Below are 20,735 nucleotides of genomic sequence, written 5' to 3'. Positions count from 1 at the left end.
CGCAGCGCGAGCGGCCCGTTTTTGTCGGTACTGCCCTGTAACCTTCGAATATGGTGTCCCGCCGAGACTTCGGGGGTATCGAGGTTGAGCTGAGCAACCTCGACAAGGTGCTGTACCCGGCCACGGGCACCACCAAGGGCGAGGTCATCGAGTACTTCACCACCATCGCGCCCGTCCTGCTGCCGCATATCGCCGGGCGGGCCGTCACCCGCAAGCGCTGGCCCAACGGCGTCGAGGAGCCCTCGTTCTTCGAGAAGAACCTCGCCGCGCACGCGCCGAAGTGGATCCGGCGACACCAGGTCGAACACTCCGATCGCCGCGTGGTCTATCCGGAGATCGACTCGGTGGCCGGGCTGGCCTGGCTCGGCCAGCAGGCCGCGCTGGAAATCCATGTGCCGCAATGGCGTTTTGCCGACGACGAGGTCGGACCGGTCACCCGGCTGGTCTTCGATCTGGACCCGGGTCCCGGGATGGGCCTGCCCGAATGCGCCGAGGTGGCGCTGTGGATTCGCGATACCGTGCGCGATGTCGGCCTCGAGGCCTATCCGGTCACCAGCGGCAGCAAGGGGATCCACGTCTACGTGCCGCTGGACCGGGTGCTCAGTTCGGGCGGCGCGTCCACCGTGGCCAAACAGGTCGCGACCGGGCTGGAGCGGCTGCATCCGGATGTGGTCACCGCGACCATGGCCAAATCGGCCCGGCCGGGCAAGATCTTCCTGGACTGGAGTCAGAACAATCCGGCCAAGACCACCATCGCACCGTACTCGCTGCGCGGCCGCACCCATCCCACGGTCGCCGCACCGCGCACCTGGGCCGAGATCGAGAACCGCAAACGCCTGCGGCACTTGACCTTCGACGAGGTGTTGCAGCGCTGGCGCACAGACGGCGATGTGCTGGCCGGGCTGGATCCGCCGCTGGGACAGGCGGTTTCCGATCCGCTGGACACCTACCGCTCCATGCGCGATCCGGCCCGCACCCCCGAGCCGGTGCCGCCCGGGCCGCCGGACGAGGGCGAGGGCAATCGGTTCGTCATCCAGGAACATCATGCCCGGCGGCTGCATTGGGATCTGCGGCTCGAGCGCGGCGGTGTCCTGGTGTCCTGGGCCGTGCCCAAGGGCCCGCCCACCTCCAGCGACGAAAACCGGCTGGCCGTGCACACCGAGGACCATCCGCTGGAATATCTGACCTTCCACGGCACCATCCCCAAGGGCCAGTACGGCGGGGGTGAGATGACGATCTGGGACACCGGCACCTACGAGACCGAAAAGTGGCGTGAGGACGAGGTCATCGTCCGATTGCACGGCGAGCGCATCGAGGGCCGCTATGCGCTGATCCAGACCGACGGCAAGAACTGGCTCATGCATCTGATGAAGTCCGAGCCGGAGGCGGGCAACGGCGACCGCGGCGGCGGCGCGCGCCGATCCGGGCCGGTCGAACTGCCGCGCGGGCTGACGCCGATGCTCGCCACCCCCGGCGACGTGTCGACCCTCGACGACGAGGAGTGGGCGTTCGAGACCAAATGGGACGGCTTCCGGCTGATCGCCGAGATCGAGGACGGCGCGGTCACCCTGCGCAGCCGCAAGGGCCTGATCGTCACCGGCCGCTATCCGCGGCTGGCCGCGCTCGGTAGCGAATTGTCCGGGCACAGAGTGGTTCTCGACGGTGAGGCGGTGGTCTTCGACGACCATGGCGTCGCCAATCTCGGCCTGCTACAGGCGGATGCGGCCCAGGCCGTCTTCGTGGCCTTCGACGTGCTGTACCTGGACGGCACCTCCCTGCTGCGCAAACGCTATTCCGACCGCCGCCGGGTGCTGGAGGTGCTGGCCGGTCGCGCCCCGTCCCTGGTGGTGCCGCCCCGGCTCGACGGACCCGGCGCCCACGCGCTGCGCTACAGCCAGGACAACGGCATGGAGGGGGTGGTCGCCAAGCGCAAGGATTCGGTCTACCTGCCCGGCAAGCGCGGCCACTCCTGGGTCAAGACCCGCAACTGGCGCACCCAGCAGGTGGTCGTCGGCGGCTACCGACGCAGTGACGCAAGGCAATTCGCCTCCCTACTGGTCGGCATCCCGCACGAGGGCCGCCTGTTCTACGTGGGGCGGGTGGGCACCGGCTTCAGCGATCAGGAGATGTCCGATCTCGCCGCCCAACTGCACCGCCTGGAACGCAAGACCAGCCCTTTCGACAACGACCTCACCTCCGACGAACGCAAGGACGCGGTGTGGGTGACCCCGAAACTCACCGGCACCGTCCGCTATATGAACTGGACCGAATCCGGCCGCATGTGGCATCCGGCCTGGATCCCGGCCTCGGACTGAGGCGGCTCAGCCGACCGGAGAGCCGTTCTCCAAATAGGCGGTGACCCCCGCTTCCCGCGCCCGCCGAGCGGCACTGACCCGGCGCGCCAACAGATCCGGCAGCCGCCGCGCCGCCGCCTCCTGATCGCACCAGGCCCAGCTCCGCAGCTCGTCCGCGGGCAACGCAATCGTCGCCGCTCGCTCCGCCGACAGAGTTCCGCCATCGAAGACGAACATCAGCCCCTCGCTCTTATCACCCCGCGCCGCAACCCAATCGACGACGAGCATCGGTCCCGGCGTAAACCCGAGCCCCAGCTCCTCTTCGATCTCGCGGACGGCACCGGCGCCCGGCGACTCGTCCGCCTCCACCGCCCCACCCGGAATCTCCCAGTGATCCTTGTAGGTCGGCTCCACCAGCAGAATCCGCCCGGCCGCATCGAAAAACAGCACCCCGGCCCCTACGCGCTTACGTGCCAGTCCGGCAAGATATTCCGCTCGCTCCACATCCCCAGGCTATGCACGTGTCGAAGGTAGGCGGCCGCTAGGCCAGTTCGACCTCGTCGAACCCCACCGTCAGGCTGTGTCGACGCTCGCGCAGAACGCCGCCCTCGCGGTGGGTCGGACCCTCGCCGAGGTCGATGCGCAGGGTGGCCCTGCGGGAGTCGACCTCCCGCACCACCGCGCAGAGGCCGGTGAACGGTCTCTCCGGGAAGTAGACGACATCACCCGGTCCGTAATCGGTAAACCCCACGCCGCCACGGTAATCCAGGTGGGCCGACCGTGCCGGGGTGAGAATCAGCCCTGTTCCAGCAGCGGGACAATGGTTTCCACGTCGGTGACCACCGCATTGCCCTGGAAGGCGAAGTCGTCCAGAGCCCGGCCCATGGCGGCCTTGTCCTTACCGCCGCAGGCGTCCTCGACCACCACGGGAACGAAGCCGAGATCGGTGGAGTGGGTGACCGTGGGGGCGATGCCGATCTCGAGGGCCACACCCGCGATGGCATAGGAGACGATCCCCAGATCGCGCCGGGTCGAGGCGAGGGGTGTGCCCTCGAAGGCCGACATGCTGGTCTTGTCGAAGACAATCTCGTCCTCGGTGGGCCGCAGTTCCGGGGACAGTTGGAAGCCGGGCGTGTCGCGCTGCAGGATCGGGCGTACCTCGTCGACGGAATCGACCTGCTGCCAGGACATGGCCATCCGCAGGGCGAAGCGGCCGCTGAGGCGCTTGGGCAGGAACATATGTCGCAGAAAGATCACCGGATAGCCGCCGCGCCGGGCCGCCTCGACCAGCCGCACCACGCGCGCCACGATCTGCTCGCCGTCCTCGAGTTGCGACAGCACGCCCACCTGCATGTCATAGACGATCAAGGCCATCCGACTCGGCGAACAGAGATCACCGAGCCCCTCGGGAATGTCGAGCCCATTACCGTGCCGCACGCCTGCCTCCGTCTCGCGTTGATCTCGGCCCAATCTAGTGGCGTGGGAGCGGATTCGTAAGGGCCGGATAACGGTGGGGAACCGCGGGTTACGGAAGGGCGGCGAATCTTCGCAACCCTGCGAAATTCCCATCACGGTCGTTGACCTGCTTCTTTCGCAGCGTTACCGTGAGTGCCCGATGGTGGGGTGCGGTCGGTGCGGACCCGCGTACGAGGTGCCTGCGCGTCGGTGGCAACGGACGCGGGAGGCGCGCCATGGGATCCGGGCATCCTCGATTGGGTTATCTGAAGAGTCTTTGTCGCGCAGCGTTTTTCGGTCAACTTCTGGGTGAACGGGGTCGTGGTGTGCGGGTGGGTGCGGTGATGGCGGTGCGGCGTGGCTGGTCGGCGGCCCTGGTGGGCGCGGCCGTCGTGCTATCGGCGAGCGTGTCGACACCCGTTGCGCGGGCGGATGTTCCGTTCCCCGACGCCGATCCGTTCTACGCCGCGCCCGCCGATCTGGCCGGGCTGCCCAACGGCGCCCTGCTCGGCTCGCGTCCGATCTCCCTGTTCGGCCTGCCGATTCCGGTGAGCGCCTGGCAATTGCGCTACCGCACAACCGATTCCAGAAACAAACCGATCCTGGATGTGACGACGGTGATCGTGCCGCCGATCCCCTGGGCGGGTGCGCGCCCGGTGCTGTCCTACCAGATCCCCGAGGACAGTCTGGGTACCCGCTGCGCACCGTCGTACGCGCTGCGCGGCGGGCGCGATCTGGGTGTGGTGAACACCCTGATCGACGTCCCGTTCCTGACCGAGACGCTGCGGCGCGGCTGGGCCGTGGTGATCAGCGATTACGAGGGACCGCAGTCCCGCTTCTTCGACGGCGTGACCGCGGCGCGCGGCGTCCTGGACGGCGTGCGCGCCGCCCGCGCGTTCGCCCCCGCGGGCATCGCCCCGACGAGTCCCATTGGGGCCTACGGCTATTCGGGAGGTGCGTACGCCACGCTCTGGGCGGCCCAGCTGCGGGCGGTGTATGCGCCCGATGTGGTCTTCGCGGGCATCTCCGCGGGCGGCATCCCCGCCGATATCCCCGCCATCGCTCGGCGGGTGGACGGCGGTCAGCAGGCGGGTCTGGCCATGCTGATCCTGCTCGCCCTCGCGCGCAACGAACCCGAATCCGGCCTGGCCGATCTGCTCAACGAGCGCGGCCGGGCGGCGTTGGCGGAGAATGCCAATGCCTGCGGCTCCGATCTGGTGCCGAAATACTTCGGGGCGCGCATGGACGACTTCGCCACCGTCCCGAACATCCTGGCCCATCCGGCCTTCCTCGCCGCGGCGGCGAAGAACGAGGTCGGCACGATCACCCCGGACACCCCGATGTACCTCTACCACAGCGTGACCGACGACGTGATCCCTGTGCCCGGCTTCTCGAACCTGATCGCTCGCTACTGCGCCGCGGGCGCGACCCAGACCGCCGTCCACTCCCAAATTCCCGGCCACAACGGCAGCGCGGTCGGCGAATTCCTGGGCGGCATGAACTACCTGTCCGACCGCTTCGCGGGCCTCCCGCCCGCCCGGGGCTGTCACGTGCGCTGAGGGAGCCCCGAACGCGCCGTGAGGCGCGGGTGAGCCAACCCACCCGCGCCCCAAGCGATTCGATCAGCGCCCGGTGTTGTCCATCCACTTGGTGGTACCCGGCGGCGCGATCAGCGTGTTGATCAGGTCGATGCCCGCGATGAGCAGCGTCGGACCACCCGCGACGACGGTGCCGATGATGCCACCGATCGCGGCGCCGACCACGATGCCTGCCGGAATGCCGACACCGCTGGGCGCGGCGACGAGCCCGCCGATCACCGCCCCGATGGCCGTGCCGATGAATCCGCCGATCGCGGTGGCGATTCCGAATTGCGTCGCGAACGTCTCCATCGCCCGCTGGTTCTCCTCCAGCGAGGCCACCGGCACGACGGCCGCCGGTCGCGCGGCGGCCACGTTCTTGACCGCCGTGAGGTCCAGCACGCGCCCGGCGTCGCGAACCTGGTACGGCAGCGGATATTCCAACCCGTCCATCCGGAACGACAGCGGGAGGGTCACCAGCGTGTTGCCGGCGATGTCCTTGACGGCCACGCTCTGCTGGTCGCCGGCCACTTGGAAGAATCCCCCGTCCAGGGTGGTCTCGACGACATTGCCCACCAGTCTGGCTTCGTAGCGCACCTCGGATGCGCCCGCATCTGCATGGGCCGTGCTCGCCCCGATAGCCACGGCCACAACCGCCGGTACCACGGCAGCAGTGAGCTTGTGCAGATTCATTTCCGGTCTTCCCATCTTCATCAGGTGTCGATCGAGCGGTGCAACCGCCGGAGAACGCACGCGACGACAACCGGGTAACCCCCTCCTGTCTCTCACCACCCCGGTGCGTGCGCGGCCATGTGATGGCCAACTCTCGAACGTAACCCTACCTTTACTGGGGGTATCCAGCCCATGAAATTATGGTTATCACAACCGATTTCGCCCGACCGGTAAGTTTGCCCTACCAGATCAAAGCGATCGCGATCGCGCCCCCGCACACCGCGAGCACCACCGTCAGCGCCACCGCGTCGCGCCGCCCGGGCGTGCTCGGATGGGCCGTGAGCTGCCCGGTGCCGCCGCGCGCGGTGATGGCCTCGCCCAATTCCCCGGCGCGGCGGGTGGATACCGCCATGGCGGCGGTGAGGATGTCGACCAGCGCGTTGTCGGTGGCGCGCTGCAGCAGATCGCTCTTCGGGCGCAGTCGCCGCGCGGCGCGCAGCACCCGCATCTCGTCCAGCAGCAGCGGCAGTCCGCGCAACGTCAGCGCGACCACGACGGCCCATTCGTCCACCGGAACCCGAAGTTTGCGCAGCGGTGCGCCCAATTTGGCCAGCGCGGGGGCGATCTCCCCCATCGGCGTGGTCCACGCGATCAGGAACGAGGCCGTCAGCAGGATCAGCCCGAACACCGTGACCTGGGCGTAGCGCAACAGGGCGGGGCCGCCGCCGGGGATATTGAGCAGCGCGCCCACCCCGATCAGCGCCCAGAACCACCACGGCAGCCGTGGCAGGGTACCCAGCGGCAGTCGGGCGACGACACCGATCAGGATCAGGAATGCCACCATCACCCCGAGCACCGGCCATGCGGGCAGGAACATCAGCACCACACTGATCGCGAAGGCGGCGATCATCTTGGTCCCCGCCCACAGCCGGTGCACCGGGCTGTCGACCGGGACCTCGCGCAGCAGCACCGTACTCATCGCGCCTCTCCCGTCGCCGACCGGACATGATCGGCGGCGAACTCCGCCGCGGTCTCGGCGATGCGCCCGGACCGCAGATGCACCGTCCGATCGCAGACCCCCGCCATATCTTCCACATCGTGCGAGATCACGATCAGCGTCAGCCCCGAATCCCGCAGCCGCGCAAGCAGTTCTACCACCTCGGCCCGACCCTGCGGATCGAGTCCGGCAAGCGGCTCGTCCAGGACCACCACCTGTGGGCGGCTGGCGACGATGGCCGCGAGCACCACCCGCTTGGCCTGCCCGCCGGACAGCTCCTCCACCGAGCGGGAGGCGATCGCGCGATCCAGGCCGACCGCGTCCAGCGCGCGGCCGACCGCACCCGATCCGGTCCCGTGCCCGCCCCAGTCCTCGATCTCGGCGGCCACGGTCTCGCGCTGCAACTGCAACCGAGAATGCTGGAAGGCCAGCGCCACCCGGCCGATGCGCTTGTGCACCGGGCGCGCGGCGGCGAAGTCGCGCAGTTCGCAGCGGCCCGCGGTGGGCACGATCAGCCCGGCCATGATCCAGGCCAGGGTGGATTTGCCCGAGCCGTTGCCGCCGACGATGAGCAGCGCCTCGCCGCGGCGGACGGTCAGATCCACGCCGTGCAGCGCGGGCGCGGCCCAGGGGGTGCCGCGGTTGTAGGTGTGGCGGACGTCGCGCAGTTCCAGCAGCGGTTCGCCCATCGGCCTGCGGCGCGGATCGCGCACGGGGCGTGGCCAACTGGGCAGCCGCTCGACCTGCCGCCCATCGGCCAGATGGACCACGCGGTCGGCGGCCGCGGCATCGGCCTCGTGGTGAGTGACCAGCACGACCGCCATGGGATGGCGCTTCGGCAGCTCGGCCAGCAAAGCGACGAGTTCGCGACGACCGTCCGGATCGATCATCGAGGTGGCCTCGTCGGCGATGAGCAGCGCGGGCCGCCGGGCCAGCGCCGCGGCGACGGCCAACCGTTGCTGCTGGCCCCCGGACAGCGTCGCGGTCTCCATACCGCCCAGCCCGCCCAGGCCCACCTCGCGCAGCAGCGATTCCACATCCACCTGCGCGGCGAGCTCCGGGGGCAGGCCCCACACCACATCGTCGGCGACCAGCACGCCCAGCGTCTGGCTCTCCGGCCGCTGCAGCACCAGCGCGGTCCCACCCAGCAGGCCCAGCCCGGCCGAACCGGGACGTTCCACCGTGCCGACGGTCGGCGGGCGTCCGGCCAGCACCCGGGTCAGCGTCGACTTGCCGGAACCGTTGTGGCCCACGACCGCGACGAATTCGCCGACCCGCACGGTGAGATCGATTCCGTGCAACGCATCGGTGCGGGCGCCGGGATAGCGGAAGCCGACCTGCCGCAACGTGACCGGCAGCGGCGCGATCGGGCGGTCGTCGGGCGGCGCGTCGAGCAGATCGCGGCCGGGCAGCCAGGTCAGCCGGTCCAGCACCGAGCCGAGGGCGAACCAGGAGAACACCGCGGTGGCGAGCACACCGAGAAAGGCGCCCGCGCCGATGTAGAGCCACCACCAGCGCAGCAACTCCTCGGTGAATGCGACCACGCCCCGGCCGAACGACTCGAACTGCGGCTGCCGGGAGACGATCTTCTGGATGCCCTGCGCCATATTGCGCACATTGTCGAAGATCAGCTGTCGCGTCGTGCTGAACAACAGCAGCAGTCCGACCGGGATGGCCCCCCACACCACCCCCGCGGCGATCGACAGCCCGAGCACCGCGGGCAGGCCGCCGCCGCGCCGCTTGACCGTGCCGATGATGCCGCCGATCGTCGCCGCGGCCAGCAGCGCCCCGGCGGGGAGCAGTCCGGCGGCGACGAAGGTCACCAGCATCGCGGCCGCGGTCGCGGACACCGTGGCGCGCAGCCGATACCGATGGGCGAGCAGACCGAGCGGGACGGCCGCGATGAGATTCAGCGCGGCCGCGGCCGGAACCACCGAACCGACGGTCACCAGCCCGACGGTGAGCCCGCCGAGGACCGCTCCGGTGGCGAGCTCGATCGGGCGCAGCGGGCCGTGGGCGGTCGAGGCGGTGTCGCCGACGTGGGGTGGAGCGGTCACGGATCAAGTCTGCCAGCCCGCGCCGCGAACGACTCGACCCCGGAGCATTCCTTCCAATCGACATTTCCGGCCATAATCGGCGGATGGCGACGATGCAGCAGCCCGCGATCCGCAACTGGGATTTCCCGCGCGGTGTGGCCAGCGCGGCCCTCATGGTGGGCTACGCGCGCGAGCACGGCGTCACCACCGCCCGCATGCTGCGCGGCACCGGATTGACCGAGCGCGCGCTGGCCGATCCGGACGCCCAGATCGACGCCCACACCGAACTGGCGGTGATCCGCAATCTGGTGCGCGCCCTGGCCGACGAGCGTCCGGCGCTGGGCGTGGAGGTGGGGCGGCGCTATCGCATCACCACCTTCGGCATCTTCGGCTTCGCCTGTGTATCGAGTCCGACACTGGGCGAGGCGATCTCGTTCGCCATGCGCTATCTGGAACTCAGCTTCACCTTCTGCATTCCGGTGACTCGTTCCGAGCCCGGCGAATTCGTGGCCTGGATCCACGACGAGCAGGTGCCCGCAGATGTACGGCGCTTCCTGCTCGAGCGTGACGTGCTGGCCATGCATCAGGTGATGAGCGATCTGCTGGGGCGGCCGCTCGAGCTGGTGCGGGCCGAATTCGACTATCCCGAACCGGAATACGTCGATACGCTGGCCGAAATCATCGGCGTGCGGCCGGTGTTCGGGCAGTCGCAGAACGTGCTCGCTCTCGATCCGGCGGTCCTGGCACAGCCGCTGCCGCAGGCCAACGAGCACACCTGGGCCATGTGCCTGGCGCAGTGCCGGGATCTGGTGCATCGCCGCCGCGCTCGCACCGGCATCGCCGCCGAGGTGCGCGAGCGGCTGGTGCCGCACGGCGGGGCCGACGGATTCGCCGCCCCGCCCGGAATCGACGCCGTGGCAAGGGATCTCAATATGAGCACCCGCACCCTGCGGCGACATCTGGACGCGGCGGGGACGAGCTACCGTGCGCTACTGGACGAGGTGCGCCGGGCGCTGGCGGAGGAAATGCTCAGCGCCACACCGCTCTCGGTGAGCGATGTGGCGATCCGGCTGGGTTATGCCGAGGCGTCGACGTTCATCTACGCGTTCAAGCGGTGGACCGGGACGACGCCCTCGGCGTACCGCAGGGAGCGGGCGAGCGTGTGATCAGCTCGGCTGTTCGCCGATCCAGCCGCCCATGGGCACCGCGCGCATGATCGAGGTGAGCCGCCGCCCGTCGATGGTGTGCAGGACCACCGCCGGATCGGGTGCGTAGTCGATGGGCACCTGACCGGGCCTGCCGACCTCCCAGACGCCGCCGATCAGCGAGGCCACGCTGGGCGCGACGATCAGCTGCTTGGAGCCGAACTGGGTGGCACCCATGGCGTGCATATGTCCGGTCAGCACGCCGATCACGCGGGGGTCGTGGATGACCATGTCCTCCAACCTATCCGGATTCGCCAGCCGGATCGGGTCCACCACCGTGCTGTACATCGGCAGCGGCGGATGGTGCATGGCCAGCAGAATGGAAGTGTCGGAAGGGGTTTCGCGCAGCAGATCGGTCAGCCAGAGATAGGTCTCCTCGGCCAGCTCCCCGCCGCCCTCGCCGGGAATGGTGGAATCCAGCAGTCCCACCACGAGCCCGTCCAGTCGCAGCACCCGATTGATCGGCCCCGCCGAGGGGGCCTCGCCCAGCAGCACCTCGCGCAGGTTGGCGCGGTCGTCGTGATTGCCCGGCAGCACCCATACCGGCACGTCGGCCCGCAGCGCGGCGCGCGCCTGCTCGTACTCCTCGACCTTGCCGGAGTCGGCGATATCGCCGGTGACCAGGATGGCGTCGGGCCTTCGCGGTAGCTCGGCCAGATAACCCATGACCCGCTCGACCCGCTCGGCGTTGTGCGCGCTCAGGTCGAAGTGCGTATCGCTGAGCTGTGCCAGCAGAATCATCGGCCGTTCACTTTCTCGTGGGGACCGCGCCGTTGCGCCCGATATGCCCGAGGGCACTCGATCAGGCTATGTGACCGCGGGCGGTAGCGTCTGCATGAGGCGCGCCACCGAATATAGCGAAAAGGTATAGATCGGTCACGTGTACTCGGCCCATGCCGCGTACTCCGCCTCGATCGCGTCACACAGCTCCGACCACTCGTCGGGCAGTCGCCGCGTGAGCTCGCCGAGCGTCGGTTCGTGCTCACAGGGGAAGGCGATCATGCCGCGCGGCAGGCCGGAGGTCGGGGTCGGTTGCGCCCACAGCACGCCGGGCAGACGGCACCGGCTGTTGCGGACGCGTGGAAACCGCATCTCCACCGGCTTCCTCGGCGATCCCGGCGGTGAGCCGGCATGCCTGTGCCCAGCCATAATCGAGCGGTGCGACTCGAGATCGATCCCGAACGAAACATCGACAGTGGCGTTTGTGCTTGCTGCGAGACCCCTTTCGAACGGGTGAATGGATTCATCAACAGCGAGGCCGGGGCCTTCGCGATCTATTACGCGTCGTGCCACCACCGTCAGGGCATGTACGAGGCGTATATCGACGTCATCCTCGACAGCTGTTGGGATCCCGATCGTCCGGCGAGCAACCCCGGTCCGGATCGTGTCACGTTCGGATGCCGTGTCGGCCCCATCGACGGCCAATCCAATATCGCCTGCTCGCTGGTCGACGCGGCGTCGGTCGCCCCTGATGATCCGTTGTACGGCCGGAAGCTCGGTCCGGACGAAGCCCGGCAGCATCCGTGGCTCTCGGTCTACTGGGACACGATCGATCACATCCTCGAACACGACGCCACGGTCTCGACCCATCTCTACGGCCCATGATGTCTGCGATGATCTCGAGCTGAGACAGTGGCCGACGGACGTGGAGCGTGCGAATGTTGATCAGTGCCAATGGCATCCGGCTCAAGGTGGAGGTGGCCGGGGACGGTGTTCCGATCATCTTCCTGCATGCCGGATCGATGACGGGTGCGATGTGGCGCCCGCAGTTCGAATACTTCGCCACCGATTACCGCTGCCTGGCCTGGGATGCCCGCGGCCACGGCGATTCCGAGGTTACGCTCGGTGAGTACCGGTACCCGGTCTTCGCCCGCGACCTGTTCGATGTCATGGACCACTTCGGCATGGACACCGCACATCTCGTGGGTCTGTCGATGGGCGGCATCATCGCGATGCAGTATGCGTGCGACTATCCGCACCGGGTGAAGAGTCTCGCGCTGCTTTCCACGACCGCCCGAGCGCGCGACGTCCCCTCGGCCTTCGTGGAACTGGTCGAGGAGGCCACCGGAAACGGGCACATCCCGGACGCGCTCGGCGAGGACGTACTGCGGGAGGAACTCCGAAACACACTCTCGCCGCACACCATCCGCAGCCGCCCTGAGGTGTTCGAGGAGGTGTGCCGCATGCATGCCGACCACGATCCGCGGGTCCTTACGCGGCTCTTGCCCGCCTTCCAAGCCCTCGATCTCACCGACCGGATCCGGCAGCTGAAACCGCCCACCACCGTGCTGTGCGGGGCCGACGACACCACCACGACACCGCTGGCCGCGCACCGCCACATCGTCGAGACGATCCCCGGCGCCGAGTTGCACATCGTGCCCGATGCGGGTCATCTGGTGAACATGGAGAATCCGACCTTCGTCAATTCGGTTCTTGCCCAACACTTCGGCAACGCCTAGGACAGGATGGTATCGACCGCCATGAGTTTCCCTGCGGATCGTCCGAATTCCGCCGTCATCGTCGTCGATGTGCAGAACGGCGTCGTTGCCGACGTGTACCAGCGAGACGCCGTCGTCGCGGCGATCGGCCGTCTTGTGGACAAGGCGCGTGCCGCGCGGGTTCCCGTCGTGTGGGTCCAGGACATCGGCGAGGACCGTGTCCCAGGTACCGAACCGTGGCAAATTGTCCCCGAACTGGTTCCGGCCGACGACGAACCCCGTCTCGCCAAGCGCCACGGCGACTCCTTCGAGGACACCGAACTCGAGCAGACTCTCGCGCGCCTCCAGGTCGGCCGCCTGTTCGTCGCGGGCGCGCAAACCGACGCCTGCATCCGGTCCACCCTGCACGGCGCGTTCGTCCGCGGCTACGACACCATCCTCGTCGCGGACGCACACACCACCGAGGACTACACCCAGTGGGGCGCACCATCTCCCGAAGCCGTCATCCGCCACACCAACCTCTACTGGGAGTACACCACCGCCCCGGGCCGCAGCGCGGGGACCCTCACCACCGACGGCCTGAGTTTCACGCGCTGATCAGAACCCGATCGGCTTCGCTCGGCGGCGCGCGCGTGACCTGGTGTCGTGGGTCAACGATCGACTCTGCCGGTGAGTCCGCCCATCCGGGTACTGGCATTATCGGCGGAGATCACCGCGCACAGCACCCCGTCGTTCGGGACCATCCAGTAGCCCAGATGGCTGTTCCTCGAGAGGACTTCGCTCAGCTGCTGTTTACAGAAGCCCCAGGCGTCGATCCCCCCGGCCGGATGCCGATCGATGGCGGAAAAGTCTGCTTTGAACATCACTTCGCCGTAGTGCGGATCGGAACACGGCTTCAGGTGTACCGATTCGTCGAATCGGGTGCTGTAGTCCCAGCAGTCGCCGACCCGGAGGTACGTATGATCCTTGGACCCGCCGTCGTAGTAGTACAGCACCAGCGCACCGACCGCGAGGCCGAGTGCGGCGCAGAATGTGACGACAGCGGCACGAATGCGCATGGTCGAGAACTCCAGTTGTTCTATACATCAACCAAAATGGTGTGCTTCCCCGTCACGCCACCGATCGACGCAACGGTTACAGCCTAGCGACGCGCACCGAACGATCGCGGCAGCAACAGTGAGATCGACTGCGCCGCAGAACATCCGTACCTGCCGATTCCCTTGTCGGCGAAGCCGGCCCTGTCGCCCAAAAGTACTGCCGCACCGGCACTTTGCCAGACCTCGCCACCGCACGCATCGCGATCACCGTCCAACGGACCAGATCACGGGAGACGTCCTCGTCTCAGCTCCGGCTGTCTGCCGAACAATCAGCCACCTTGCGTCTACGTATACGTCTACTTATAGTGAGGCTATCGCTGCTTGCGAGCCGTCCGAGACATCCACTACCGCAAGGGGAATGACCATGACCGAACTCCTCCACACCGTCGCGACGCTACCGACGGCGCGTCAGCCCGGCTGCCCGTTCGACCCGCCGGCAGAGCTGATCGACGCTCGCCGACACGGCCCGATCAGCCACTACACCTTTCCCGGCGGGAAACCCGGCTGGCTGATCACTGGATACGACCTGGTCAGATCGGTCCTGGCCGACTCGCGGTTCAGCTCACGCAAGGAGCTCATGCTCCATCCGACCATCGACTACTCGGGCATCGAGATCCCTCCGGCGCCGCCGGGCGAGTTTCTTCTCATGGACGAGCCGCAGCACGGGCGCTATCGGAAACCATTGGTGAGCAAGTTCACCGCACGGCGCATGCGACTGCTCACCGAACGCGTCGAGCAAATCACCGCCGACCACCTCGACGCCATGGAGAAGGCCGGGCCGCCAACGGATTTGGTGACCGCGTTCGCCAGGCCCATCCCCGCCATCATGATCTGTGAACTGCTGGGCGTGCCCTACCGGGACCGGGACCGCTTCCAAGGGCACGTCGAGTCGTTCATGGACGGGGAGACGAGCGACGAGGAGATGATAGCGGCGGTCACCGCGACCTACGACTACCTCACCGAACTGGTGGCCGCCAAGCGCGCGCACCCCACCGACGACCTACTCAGCGACCTCACCGACACCGACCTGACCGATGAGGAATTGCGGGGGATGGCCCTGATTCTGCTGGCGGCCGGGTTCGACACCACCGCGAATATGCTGGCGCTGGGGACTTTCGCGCTGCTGAGCCATCCGGAGCAGCTGGCCGCGCTGCGCGCCGATCCCACGCTCACCGACCAGGCCGTCGAGGAATTGCTGCGGTATCTGAGCGTCGCCAAGACGTTCATGAGGACGGCGCTGGAAGACGTCGAGTTGGCCGGCCAGACGATCAAGGCCGGGCAGGTGGTCATCGCGTCCTACCACACCGCCAACCGCGACCCCGAGCGCTTCCCCGATCCCCACGCGCTCGATCTCCACAGGCAGGCCAACGGACATCTCGCCTTCGGCCACGGCACCCACCTGTGCCTGGGTGCGCAACTCGCCCGCGTCGAAATGCGTGTCGCGTTCCCGGCGCTGATCAACAGGTTCCCCACGCTGCGCCTGGCCATACCGGCCGAAGAGGTTGCCCTGCGCCCGGAAACCGCGGACATCTACGGCGTGAAGAGCCTTCCGGTCGCCTGGGACGTGTGACCGCCGCTTCCCGCGCTGACCGAACCGGCCAGCGCGGCGCGCTGTGGCCGAGCTGGATTCGTTGATGGCGAGGATCGGGGAGCGGTTCACCGGCGCCGATCCGCGGGGCGGCGGCTGCCGGTAGGACGATCACGACGTGGCGTCCTCGACGTCGGCGTATTCGATTTCCGCGACGAACAAGGAGGTGTTCAGGAAGGATCCGATGACCCGTTCCCGCGCGCTGGTTACCTTGGTCGTCGACGACATACCGGCCTCGAGCTCGATCGATTGCCGATCGATTGGCCAACCGAGCGCGGCGGCGCGCTCGGACGACGCGTCGATCGACGGAACACGGACGACGACCGCGCACGGTCCCTCGCCGCGCTCGGCCAACACGGCGCGAAGGGCGTTCGCGGCGGGCGAATCACCATACGGTGCCACGAACTCCAGTCCGGCATCCCACGAAATCATCGCACGGGCACCGGCGGACTCGTTGAAAACTTCGTCGAATGTTGTCTCGAACAGCTCGCTCATCTGCTCGACGTAACGCGACAGATTATCCGGCTCGACGAGCCAGACAAAATGATCGATGCGGGTCTTCGCAGACATGATTTCCCTCCATGGATCCGAAGCAAGCCGTGGTGGCCCGCGGCCACCCATTCACTTGGTGTCGTTGCGGTATCAATCGGAGCCAGCGCGCGCCTGAACCGAACGGATTCATCGCTCTGGACGATCACGACGTGGCGTCCTCGACGTCGGCGTATTCGATTTCCCCGAACAGCAAGGTAGTGTTCAGGAAGGATCCGATGACCCGTTCCCGCATGCTCGTTACCTTGGTCGTCCACGACATGTTCTCGAGCTCGACCGATTGCCGACCGAGCTCGCCCCAGTACCCGGACTGGGGCGCATCGATTGGCCAACCGAGCGCGGCGGCGCGCTCGGACGACGCGTCGACCGACGGAACTCGGACCACGACCGCGCACGGTCCCTCGCCGCGCTCGGCCAACACGGCGCGAAGGGCGTTCGCGGCGGGCGAGTCACCATACGGTGCCGTGAACTCGAGTCCGGCATCCCACGAAATCAGCACAAGGGCACCACCGGACTCGTTGCGAAATTCGTCGAATGTTGTCTCGAACAGCTCGCTCATCTGCTTGACGTAACGCGACAGATTTTCCGGCTCGACGAGCCAGACAAAATGATCGATGCGGTTCTTCGCAGACATGACTTCCCTCCATGGATCCGAAGTTCTATATGCTGGCAGCTCGGAAACCATGATGTTGCTGTATCGAGTCCAGGGGGAGAGAGAGTTTTTCCTGGTATCGCCAGTACTACCCTCGACTTCGACCAGAAAAACGACGAGCGGCGCGCGACCAAGGATTCGCTGCGCTCCGGCGGCCCGTCAGGGTCCGCGACCTGGATGCCCGATTGGCGGCCCGGCCACGGTTCAGTACGACGCGCGACAATGCCGCGTTCCGAGCGCTCCGGAGCGTCCCGCGCCTATTGGTGCGCCGCGACAACCGGGTGCACGATATTATTGCGTCGATAACACCGGCCGAGCCTACGCGTCTAATCCAATGCCCATTGGAAAAATTCGATCGGCCACCTACTTCGGCGATCGGCGTAGGTAGTTTTCCCCGCCGAGCCCACCTGGCCCATCACACCGGCTGAACGAACACAGAAGCCTGGCCGTCCAGCAGGCGGCGGATCTCCTCGTCCGGATACGGGGTGCTTCGGCTCGTCTGCTGGAACGCACGCATGAACTCGGACATCGCCGCGGCGACCGGCGCGTGCCGGATAAGGGCCGCGGCGGCTCCCTCGGGGATGCCCCCCGGCGGCTTGCCCTCGGCGATGGCGCGCACCATCGCGGCGCGTGTCTGCCGGCCTTCCAGCCCGTACAGGGCGGTGAGCAGCCAGTTCACCAGATAGGTGGCGGTGTAGCCGCGGTCGTAGCTCTGGTTCCGGTCGAAGAACGCGGCCTCGGCCGGCGAGAGGTCGAACCCGGCGGAGAGCGCGAGGCCGTAGTCGCCGAAGTAGAGCCGTCGACCATCGGTCAGGATGTTCTCGAAGTGCGCGTCGAGGTGCAGCAGCCCATGGCTGTTCATGAACGCGGTGCCGGCGGCCAGCTCCCGCTCCACCATGGCGCACGCCCGGTCCGCGGCCTGGCCGCCCGCCTCGATCTGGACGTTCAGCCACTCGTGCAGGTTCTGCGGGATGTACTCCAGAAACAGCGCGATGCTTGCCGAAGAGTCCCGCAGGGCCTCGATCCGGTGGCGCACCTGCGGTCGGCCGTCCCAGTAGGCGACGGCGCGGTCGATGTCGGCGAGCTCGGCCGGCAGCGGCGTCCTGTCCGGCAATACCCGCCAGTGATACATCAGCGGGAACCGCTCGTATTCGGCGGCGAGCACCCAGTTCGTCGTTATGGTGTGCACGGCGAGCTCGCGCCAAGCCCCGAAGCCTGCCCCGCCGATGAGGCCGACGCCGTAATGGTAGAACAGCGGCATGTCGAACAGGTTCGCCGTGGACCGGACGTGCTCGTGCTGGCGTTCCAGGTCGGTGAGGGGCACTCGCTTCACGAAGACCGGGGTTCCGGCGACCGCGAGCAGCGCCGACTTCCCGCCGATACCGGCGCCGATCGGCGCGGCCGCATCCACGAGCTCACGCAACGCGTGATCACTGTGCAGCGCCAGGGCCGTGGAGACGGCGCCGTAGGCGTGCAGCCGCGCCGGGCGCGACATATCACGGGGTGCCGCCGCGTCGCGGGATATCGCCTGCCTGTTGCGCATCACCACGATCAACCCTCCCAGTCGCACAGGCGATTCCGTCGCGATCAACAGTCAGCCTATCGTGATCTTCGGTCTGTCGAATATCCGGAATTGCCGCATACCGGCGGTTCGGGATATCTGTGAGCTGCACCGGAAGATCAAGGGGGCGAGATCATCTCGGCTGGCTACGCTATCGGCCACGGCAGTGCCGACCATCGCTCCGCTCGTGTCGGTTATGTCGTGCGTGGAGTCCTTTGATGGAGTAGTGCTAGGAGCGGCCGACGAATGGGATGAAGCGGCCGACCGTGCTGGTGTAGTTCGTGTAGCTGTCGCCGTGGGTGCGGATGAGGTGGGGCTCCTCCACGACGCGGACCTGTAGTTCGATCGCGAGGATGTAGGTCGAGAGCGCAATCAGTGCCAGGGGATTGGGGGCCATCAGCGTGATACCGGTGGCGAAGACGCCCATGGCGGTGAAGATGGGGTTGCGCACGATCGCGAAGACTCCGTCGCGGACCAGGGTCGTGGTCTCGCCGGGATCGACTCCGATACGCCAAGATTCACCCATGTCGTATTGGGCGTAGATGGTCGCGGCGATTCCGGTGATGGCCAGCACGGTTCCGGCTGCGGCGATCCAGGGGGTATCGAGCGGGTGCAGCGGCATGAGGACTCCGGCCAATTGCAGTGCGGGCGCTGCGATTCCGGCCAGGACCGCAATGACGAACGCGATACCGGCGTACCACTCCACCGAGCCGGGGCGGCCGCTGATCCCGTGGAAGCCCGTGGATCCGGTGCGGCGATGGTGTGTCCAGCTTCGCCAGCCGAAACCGAGAAGACCGAAGACGAGGTAGAGGACGAGTGCCGATAGGGCCATGACGGTGCTCCCGGGCTGAGGCGGTATTCAACGAAAGACAACATATAAACGCATCGCGATATTTGCAATAGACAGGGTCGTGGCCCGCCGGACTCCAAGTGATTTGAATTCGAAGTTATTCTTTCGAAGTCGAACCCTAGAAGCGCTTCAACTTCGAAGCAACTGCTACAGTCGACGGCATGCCCCAGCAGCCGCTCACCGAGTTCGACGCCTACTTCGCCCTGCTCGAGGTCGGCTCTCTGGTGCAGCACGGTGTCGAGCAGCAGTTGCGCACCGCCGGCGGACTCAGCTTCGTCCAGTTCCAGATCCTGGCGATCCTCGGTGAGTCCGAGGACGGGACGCAGACCATGACCACCGTCGCCGACCGGCTCGTGCACAGCCGCAGCGGCCTGACCTACCAGGCGCAGAAACTCGAATCATCCGGATTGATCACTCGAACCCCCTGTCCCGACGACGACCGCACCACCATCCTCACCCTCAGCCCGGCGGGTGCCGCCCTGCTCGCCCGCGTCCTGCCCGGCCACATGGACGTCGTCCGCGACCTCCTGCTCGCTCCCCTCGACGAGAACGACCGCACCGAACTCACGCGAATCCTCGACAAGGTCCGCCGCCACATGCGCAGCCGCCCACCACGATCCGCGCGCCGCCGCCGCTCCTGAAAGATCAGCCATGCCCATGCCCGCACGCCCGCGGATCCTGTTCAGCGCCGTACCCGCCGCCGGGCACGTCCTGCCCTTGCTGCCCCTGGCCGACGCGGCCGCCGACCTCGGCCACGACGTGGCGTTCCTGTCCGCTGTCGATACCGCCGGCCTGTTGGGAAGCCGCACCCTGCTGCCCGCCGGGCCGGGTATTCCGGCGCTGCTGGCCGAGACCGAGCGCCGCACCAGCGGCGGGGACGCCCGCCATCCCGGGGACGCCGCGGTGGAGAACTTCGCCGGGGCGCGGGTCGATCTGACCTTCGATCAGGCCCTGACCCGGGCTCGCGGGTTCGGCCCCGATCTGCTGGTGTGCGACACCACCGATTTCGTCGGGCCGATGGTCGCTGCCGCGCTGGACATTCCGTGGGCGGCGCATGCGATCTCCGCGCCGCTGCCCGAACCGCTCGCCGCAGCCATGCGTCGGCGCGCCGCTGCTCAGCACGCCATTCGCGGACTGAGCCCGCGAGACCGAGTCGCCCTCATCGATCCGCTGCCCGAAATACTGCGCGCGACCGATGATCCGCCGGTGCCCGCCGACCTGCTGGCGATCCGCCCCACCGCCTACGCCGGAAACCGCTGGGGGACCACCAGCCCATCGCTGCCGGAGGACCGGCCGCTCGTCCTGGTCACCGCGGGGACCTCGGTCGAGAAGCCGGATCTGGTAGCCGATCTCGTCACCTCGGTCGCCGACGCCGGTCATCACGTCCTCGTCACCGCCGAGCCCGGCGCGCTCCCCGGCCACCCGCGCGTGCACCCCATCGGATTCGTGCCACTGGCCCGGGTGCTTCCCGCCGTCGCCGCGGTCGTCGGCACCGCGGGGCTGGGCACCGTACTGGCGACGCTGGCCGCGGGACTGCCGACGGTCCTGCACCCGATCCTCGCCGACCAACCGTGGAACGCGCACCGCGTCGCCGCGACCGGTGCGGGCATCGTGATCGACGCCCCGGCCCAAGCCGGACCGGCGACGCGCACAGCGCTGACCGAACCCGACTACCGGGCCGCCGCCAGCTCGGCCGCGGCCGCCATCGCGGCAATGCCGTCGCCTGCCGCGGTCCTCGCGGAGCTACTCGCGGCCATTGATTGA

General features: G+C 67.7%; 22 protein-coding genes. 9 read left to right on the top strand and 13 right to left on the bottom strand.

Annotation, left to right across the window (positions count from 1 at the left end; all coding sequences use genetic code 11):
• The first annotated feature begins 50 nt into the window (after positions 1-50).
• Complete coding sequence (locus NDR87_RS04540) at positions 51-2,315, top strand: ATP-dependent DNA ligase (RefSeq protein ID WP_251910053.1); 2,265 nt, start codon at positions 51-53, stop codon at positions 2,313-2,315.
• Positions 2,316-2,321: 6 nt separating this feature from the next.
• Here the strand turns inward: NDR87_RS04540 and NDR87_RS04535 are convergent, their stop codons facing one another.
• The 3 genes from NDR87_RS04535 to NDR87_RS04525 are packed head-to-tail and all read right to left on the bottom strand — an operon-like array spanning position 2,322 to position 3,731.
• Positions 2,322-2,798, bottom strand: a complete 477-nt coding sequence (locus tag NDR87_RS04535) for an NUDIX hydrolase (protein WP_251910054.1) — start codon at positions 2,796-2,798, stop codon at positions 2,322-2,324.
• A gap of 37 nt (positions 2,799-2,835) precedes the next feature.
• The gene (locus NDR87_RS04530) at positions 2,836-3,045 is read right to left on the bottom strand and encodes a hypothetical protein (protein ID WP_251910055.1); all 210 of its coding nucleotides are present in this window, start codon (positions 3,043-3,045) and stop codon (positions 2,836-2,838) included.
• A 44-nt stretch (positions 3,046-3,089) separates the two neighbouring features.
• A complete protein-coding gene (locus tag NDR87_RS04525; RefSeq protein WP_251910056.1) occupies positions 3,090-3,731 on the bottom strand; it encodes an isochorismatase family cysteine hydrolase in 642 nt (213 codons plus the stop codon).
• A gap of 350 nt (positions 3,732-4,081) precedes the next feature.
• On the opposite strand from NDR87_RS04525, the gene NDR87_RS04520 reads away from it, so the two are divergent.
• Positions 4,082-5,308: a lipase family protein gene (locus tag NDR87_RS04520; protein WP_251910057.1), complete on the top strand. Its 1,227-nt coding sequence runs from the start codon at positions 4,082-4,084 to the stop codon at positions 5,306-5,308.
• A 63-nt stretch (positions 5,309-5,371) separates the two neighbouring features.
• On the opposite strand, the gene NDR87_RS04515 is transcribed toward NDR87_RS04520, so the two are convergent.
• From NDR87_RS04515 to NDR87_RS04505, 3 genes are all read right to left on the bottom strand, one after another.
• Positions 5,372-6,019, bottom strand: a complete 648-nt coding sequence (locus tag NDR87_RS04515) for an ammonium transporter (protein ID WP_251910058.1) — start codon at positions 6,017-6,019, stop codon at positions 5,372-5,374.
• A gap of 220 nt (positions 6,020-6,239) precedes the next feature.
• The gene (locus NDR87_RS04510) at positions 6,240-6,977 is read right to left on the bottom strand and encodes an energy-coupling factor transporter transmembrane protein EcfT (protein WP_251910059.1); all 738 of its coding nucleotides are present in this window, start codon (positions 6,975-6,977) and stop codon (positions 6,240-6,242) included.
• Positions 6,974-9,052 (bottom strand): ABC transporter ATP-binding protein, encoded by a 2,079-nt coding sequence (locus NDR87_RS04505; protein ID WP_251910060.1) that lies wholly within the window; start codon positions 9,050-9,052, stop codon positions 6,974-6,976. The genes NDR87_RS04510 and NDR87_RS04505 overlap by 4 nt, the downstream gene beginning before the upstream one ends.
• Before the next feature lie 83 nt (positions 9,053-9,135).
• On the opposite strand from NDR87_RS04505, the gene NDR87_RS04500 reads away from it, so the two are divergent.
• Positions 9,136-10,197, top strand: coding sequence for an AraC family transcriptional regulator (locus NDR87_RS04500; RefSeq protein ID WP_251910061.1), 1,062 nt, complete (start codon positions 9,136-9,138; stop codon positions 10,195-10,197).
• Here NDR87_RS04500 and NDR87_RS04495 read toward each other — a convergent pair whose 3' ends face one another.
• Positions 10,198-10,977: a metallophosphoesterase gene (locus tag NDR87_RS04495; RefSeq protein WP_251910062.1), complete on the bottom strand. Its 780-nt coding sequence runs from the start codon at positions 10,975-10,977 to the stop codon at positions 10,198-10,200. It lies immediately after the preceding gene.
• Positions 10,978-11,112: 135 nt separating this feature from the next.
• On the bottom strand, positions 11,113-11,328 hold the full coding sequence (locus tag NDR87_RS04490) for a hypothetical protein (protein WP_251910063.1): 216 nt from the start codon (positions 11,326-11,328) through the stop codon (positions 11,113-11,115).
• Between the two features lie 141 nt (positions 11,329-11,469).
• Between NDR87_RS04490 and NDR87_RS04485 the strand changes: the two genes are divergently transcribed.
• The 3 genes from NDR87_RS04485 to NDR87_RS04475 are packed head-to-tail and all read left to right on the top strand — an operon-like array spanning position 11,470 to position 13,271.
• Positions 11,470-11,841 (top strand): hypothetical protein, encoded by a 372-nt coding sequence (locus NDR87_RS04485; protein WP_251910064.1) that lies wholly within the window; start codon positions 11,470-11,472, stop codon positions 11,839-11,841.
• 53 nt (positions 11,842-11,894) lie between these two features.
• Positions 11,895-12,695 (top strand): alpha/beta fold hydrolase, encoded by an 801-nt coding sequence (locus tag NDR87_RS04480; protein ID WP_251910065.1) that lies wholly within the window; start codon positions 11,895-11,897, stop codon positions 12,693-12,695.
• A 21-nt stretch (positions 12,696-12,716) separates the two neighbouring features.
• Positions 12,717-13,271, top strand: a complete 555-nt coding sequence (locus NDR87_RS04475; RefSeq protein WP_251910066.1) for an isochorismatase family protein — start codon at positions 12,717-12,719, stop codon at positions 13,269-13,271.
• A 53-nt stretch (positions 13,272-13,324) separates the two neighbouring features.
• Here the strand turns inward: NDR87_RS04475 and NDR87_RS04470 are convergent, their stop codons facing one another.
• Positions 13,325-13,732 (bottom strand): hypothetical protein, encoded by a 408-nt coding sequence (locus NDR87_RS04470; RefSeq protein WP_251910067.1) that lies wholly within the window; start codon positions 13,730-13,732, stop codon positions 13,325-13,327.
• 397 nt (positions 13,733-14,129) lie between these two features.
• On the opposite strand from NDR87_RS04470, the gene NDR87_RS04465 reads away from it, so the two are divergent.
• Entirely contained in the window at positions 14,130-15,341 is a 1,212-nt protein-coding gene (locus NDR87_RS04465; protein WP_251910068.1) for a cytochrome P450, read from the top strand.
• A 129-nt stretch (positions 15,342-15,470) separates the two neighbouring features.
• On the opposite strand, the gene NDR87_RS04460 is transcribed toward NDR87_RS04465, so the two are convergent.
• The 4 genes from NDR87_RS04460 to NDR87_RS04445 all read right to left on the bottom strand — a co-directional run bounded on the left by NDR87_RS04460 (position 15,471) and on the right by NDR87_RS04445 (position 18,953).
• Complete coding sequence (locus tag NDR87_RS04460; RefSeq protein ID WP_251910069.1) at positions 15,471-15,929, bottom strand: VOC family protein; 459 nt, start codon at positions 15,927-15,929, stop codon at positions 15,471-15,473.
• Between the two features lie 124 nt (positions 15,930-16,053).
• The gene (locus NDR87_RS04455; RefSeq protein WP_251910070.1) at positions 16,054-16,542 is read right to left on the bottom strand and encodes a VOC family protein; all 489 of its coding nucleotides are present in this window, start codon (positions 16,540-16,542) and stop codon (positions 16,054-16,056) included.
• Positions 16,543-16,975: 433 nt separating this feature from the next.
• On the bottom strand, positions 16,976-18,103 hold the full coding sequence (locus NDR87_RS04450; protein ID WP_251910221.1) for a protein kinase family protein: 1,128 nt from the start codon (positions 18,101-18,103) through the stop codon (positions 16,976-16,978).
• Positions 18,104-18,350: 247 nt separating this feature from the next.
• Complete coding sequence (locus tag NDR87_RS04445) at positions 18,351-18,953, bottom strand: isoprenylcysteine carboxylmethyltransferase family protein (protein WP_251910071.1); 603 nt, start codon at positions 18,951-18,953, stop codon at positions 18,351-18,353.
• A gap of 179 nt (positions 18,954-19,132) precedes the next feature.
• Between NDR87_RS04445 and NDR87_RS04440 the strand changes: the two genes are divergently transcribed.
• Together NDR87_RS04440 and NDR87_RS04435 are read left to right on the top strand one after the other, a co-directional pair.
• Positions 19,133-19,612: a MarR family winged helix-turn-helix transcriptional regulator gene (locus NDR87_RS04440; protein ID WP_251910072.1), complete on the top strand. Its 480-nt coding sequence runs from the start codon at positions 19,133-19,135 to the stop codon at positions 19,610-19,612.
• Positions 19,613-19,622: 10 nt separating this feature from the next.
• Positions 19,623-20,735 carry a glycosyltransferase gene (locus NDR87_RS04435; RefSeq protein ID WP_251910073.1) on the top strand — a complete coding sequence of 371 codons (1,113 nt, stop codon included), beginning with the start codon at positions 19,623-19,625 and terminating at the stop codon, positions 20,733-20,735.

The organism is Nocardia sp. CDC159 (assembly GCF_023740735.1).
GTDB lineage: Bacteria > Actinomycetota > Actinomycetes > Mycobacteriales > Mycobacteriaceae > Nocardia > Nocardia pulmonis.
This window is presented reverse-complemented; position numbering and strand designations above follow the sequence as displayed.

Coding starts and splice junctions, on each gene's coding strand:
- NDR87_RS04540 (WP_251910053.1), top strand. CDS start 51: ATGGTGTCCCGCCGAGACTTCGGGGGTATCGAGGTTGAGCTGAGCAAC.
- NDR87_RS04515 (WP_251910058.1), bottom strand. CDS start 6,019: ATGAATCTGCACAAGCTCACTGCTGCCGTGGTACCGGCGGTTGTGGCC.
- NDR87_RS04510 (WP_251910059.1), bottom strand. CDS start 6,977: ATGAGTACGGTGCTGCTGCGCGAGGTCCCGGTCGACAGCCCGGTGCAC.
- NDR87_RS04500 (WP_251910061.1), top strand. CDS start 9,136: ATGGCGACGATGCAGCAGCCCGCGATCCGCAACTGGGATTTCCCGCGC.
- NDR87_RS04495 (WP_251910062.1), bottom strand. CDS start 10,977: ATGATTCTGCTGGCACAGCTCAGCGATACGCACTTCGACCTGAGCGCG.
- NDR87_RS04490 (WP_251910063.1), bottom strand. CDS start 11,328: ATGCGGTTTCCACGCGTCCGCAACAGCCGGTGCCGTCTGCCCGGCGTG.
- NDR87_RS04480 (WP_251910065.1), top strand. CDS start 11,895: ATGTTGATCAGTGCCAATGGCATCCGGCTCAAGGTGGAGGTGGCCGGG.
- NDR87_RS04475 (WP_251910066.1), top strand. CDS start 12,717: ATGAGTTTCCCTGCGGATCGTCCGAATTCCGCCGTCATCGTCGTCGAT.
- NDR87_RS04470 (WP_251910067.1), bottom strand. CDS start 13,732: ATGCGCATTCGTGCCGCTGTCGTCACATTCTGCGCCGCACTCGGCCTC.
- NDR87_RS04465 (WP_251910068.1), top strand. CDS start 14,130: ATGACCATGACCGAACTCCTCCACACCGTCGCGACGCTACCGACGGCG.
- NDR87_RS04460 (WP_251910069.1), bottom strand. CDS start 15,929: ATGTCTGCGAAGACCCGCATCGATCATTTTGTCTGGCTCGTCGAGCCG.
- NDR87_RS04455 (WP_251910070.1), bottom strand. CDS start 16,542: ATGTCTGCGAAGAACCGCATCGATCATTTTGTCTGGCTCGTCGAGCCG.
- NDR87_RS04450 (WP_251910221.1), bottom strand. CDS start 18,103: ATGCGCAACAGGCAGGCGATATCCCGCGACGCGGCGGCACCCCGTGAT.
- NDR87_RS04445 (WP_251910071.1), bottom strand. CDS start 18,953: ATGGCCCTATCGGCACTCGTCCTCTACCTCGTCTTCGGTCTTCTCGGT.
- NDR87_RS04440 (WP_251910072.1), top strand. CDS start 19,133: ATGCCCCAGCAGCCGCTCACCGAGTTCGACGCCTACTTCGCCCTGCTC.
- NDR87_RS04435 (WP_251910073.1), top strand. CDS start 19,623: ATGCCCATGCCCGCACGCCCGCGGATCCTGTTCAGCGCCGTACCCGCC.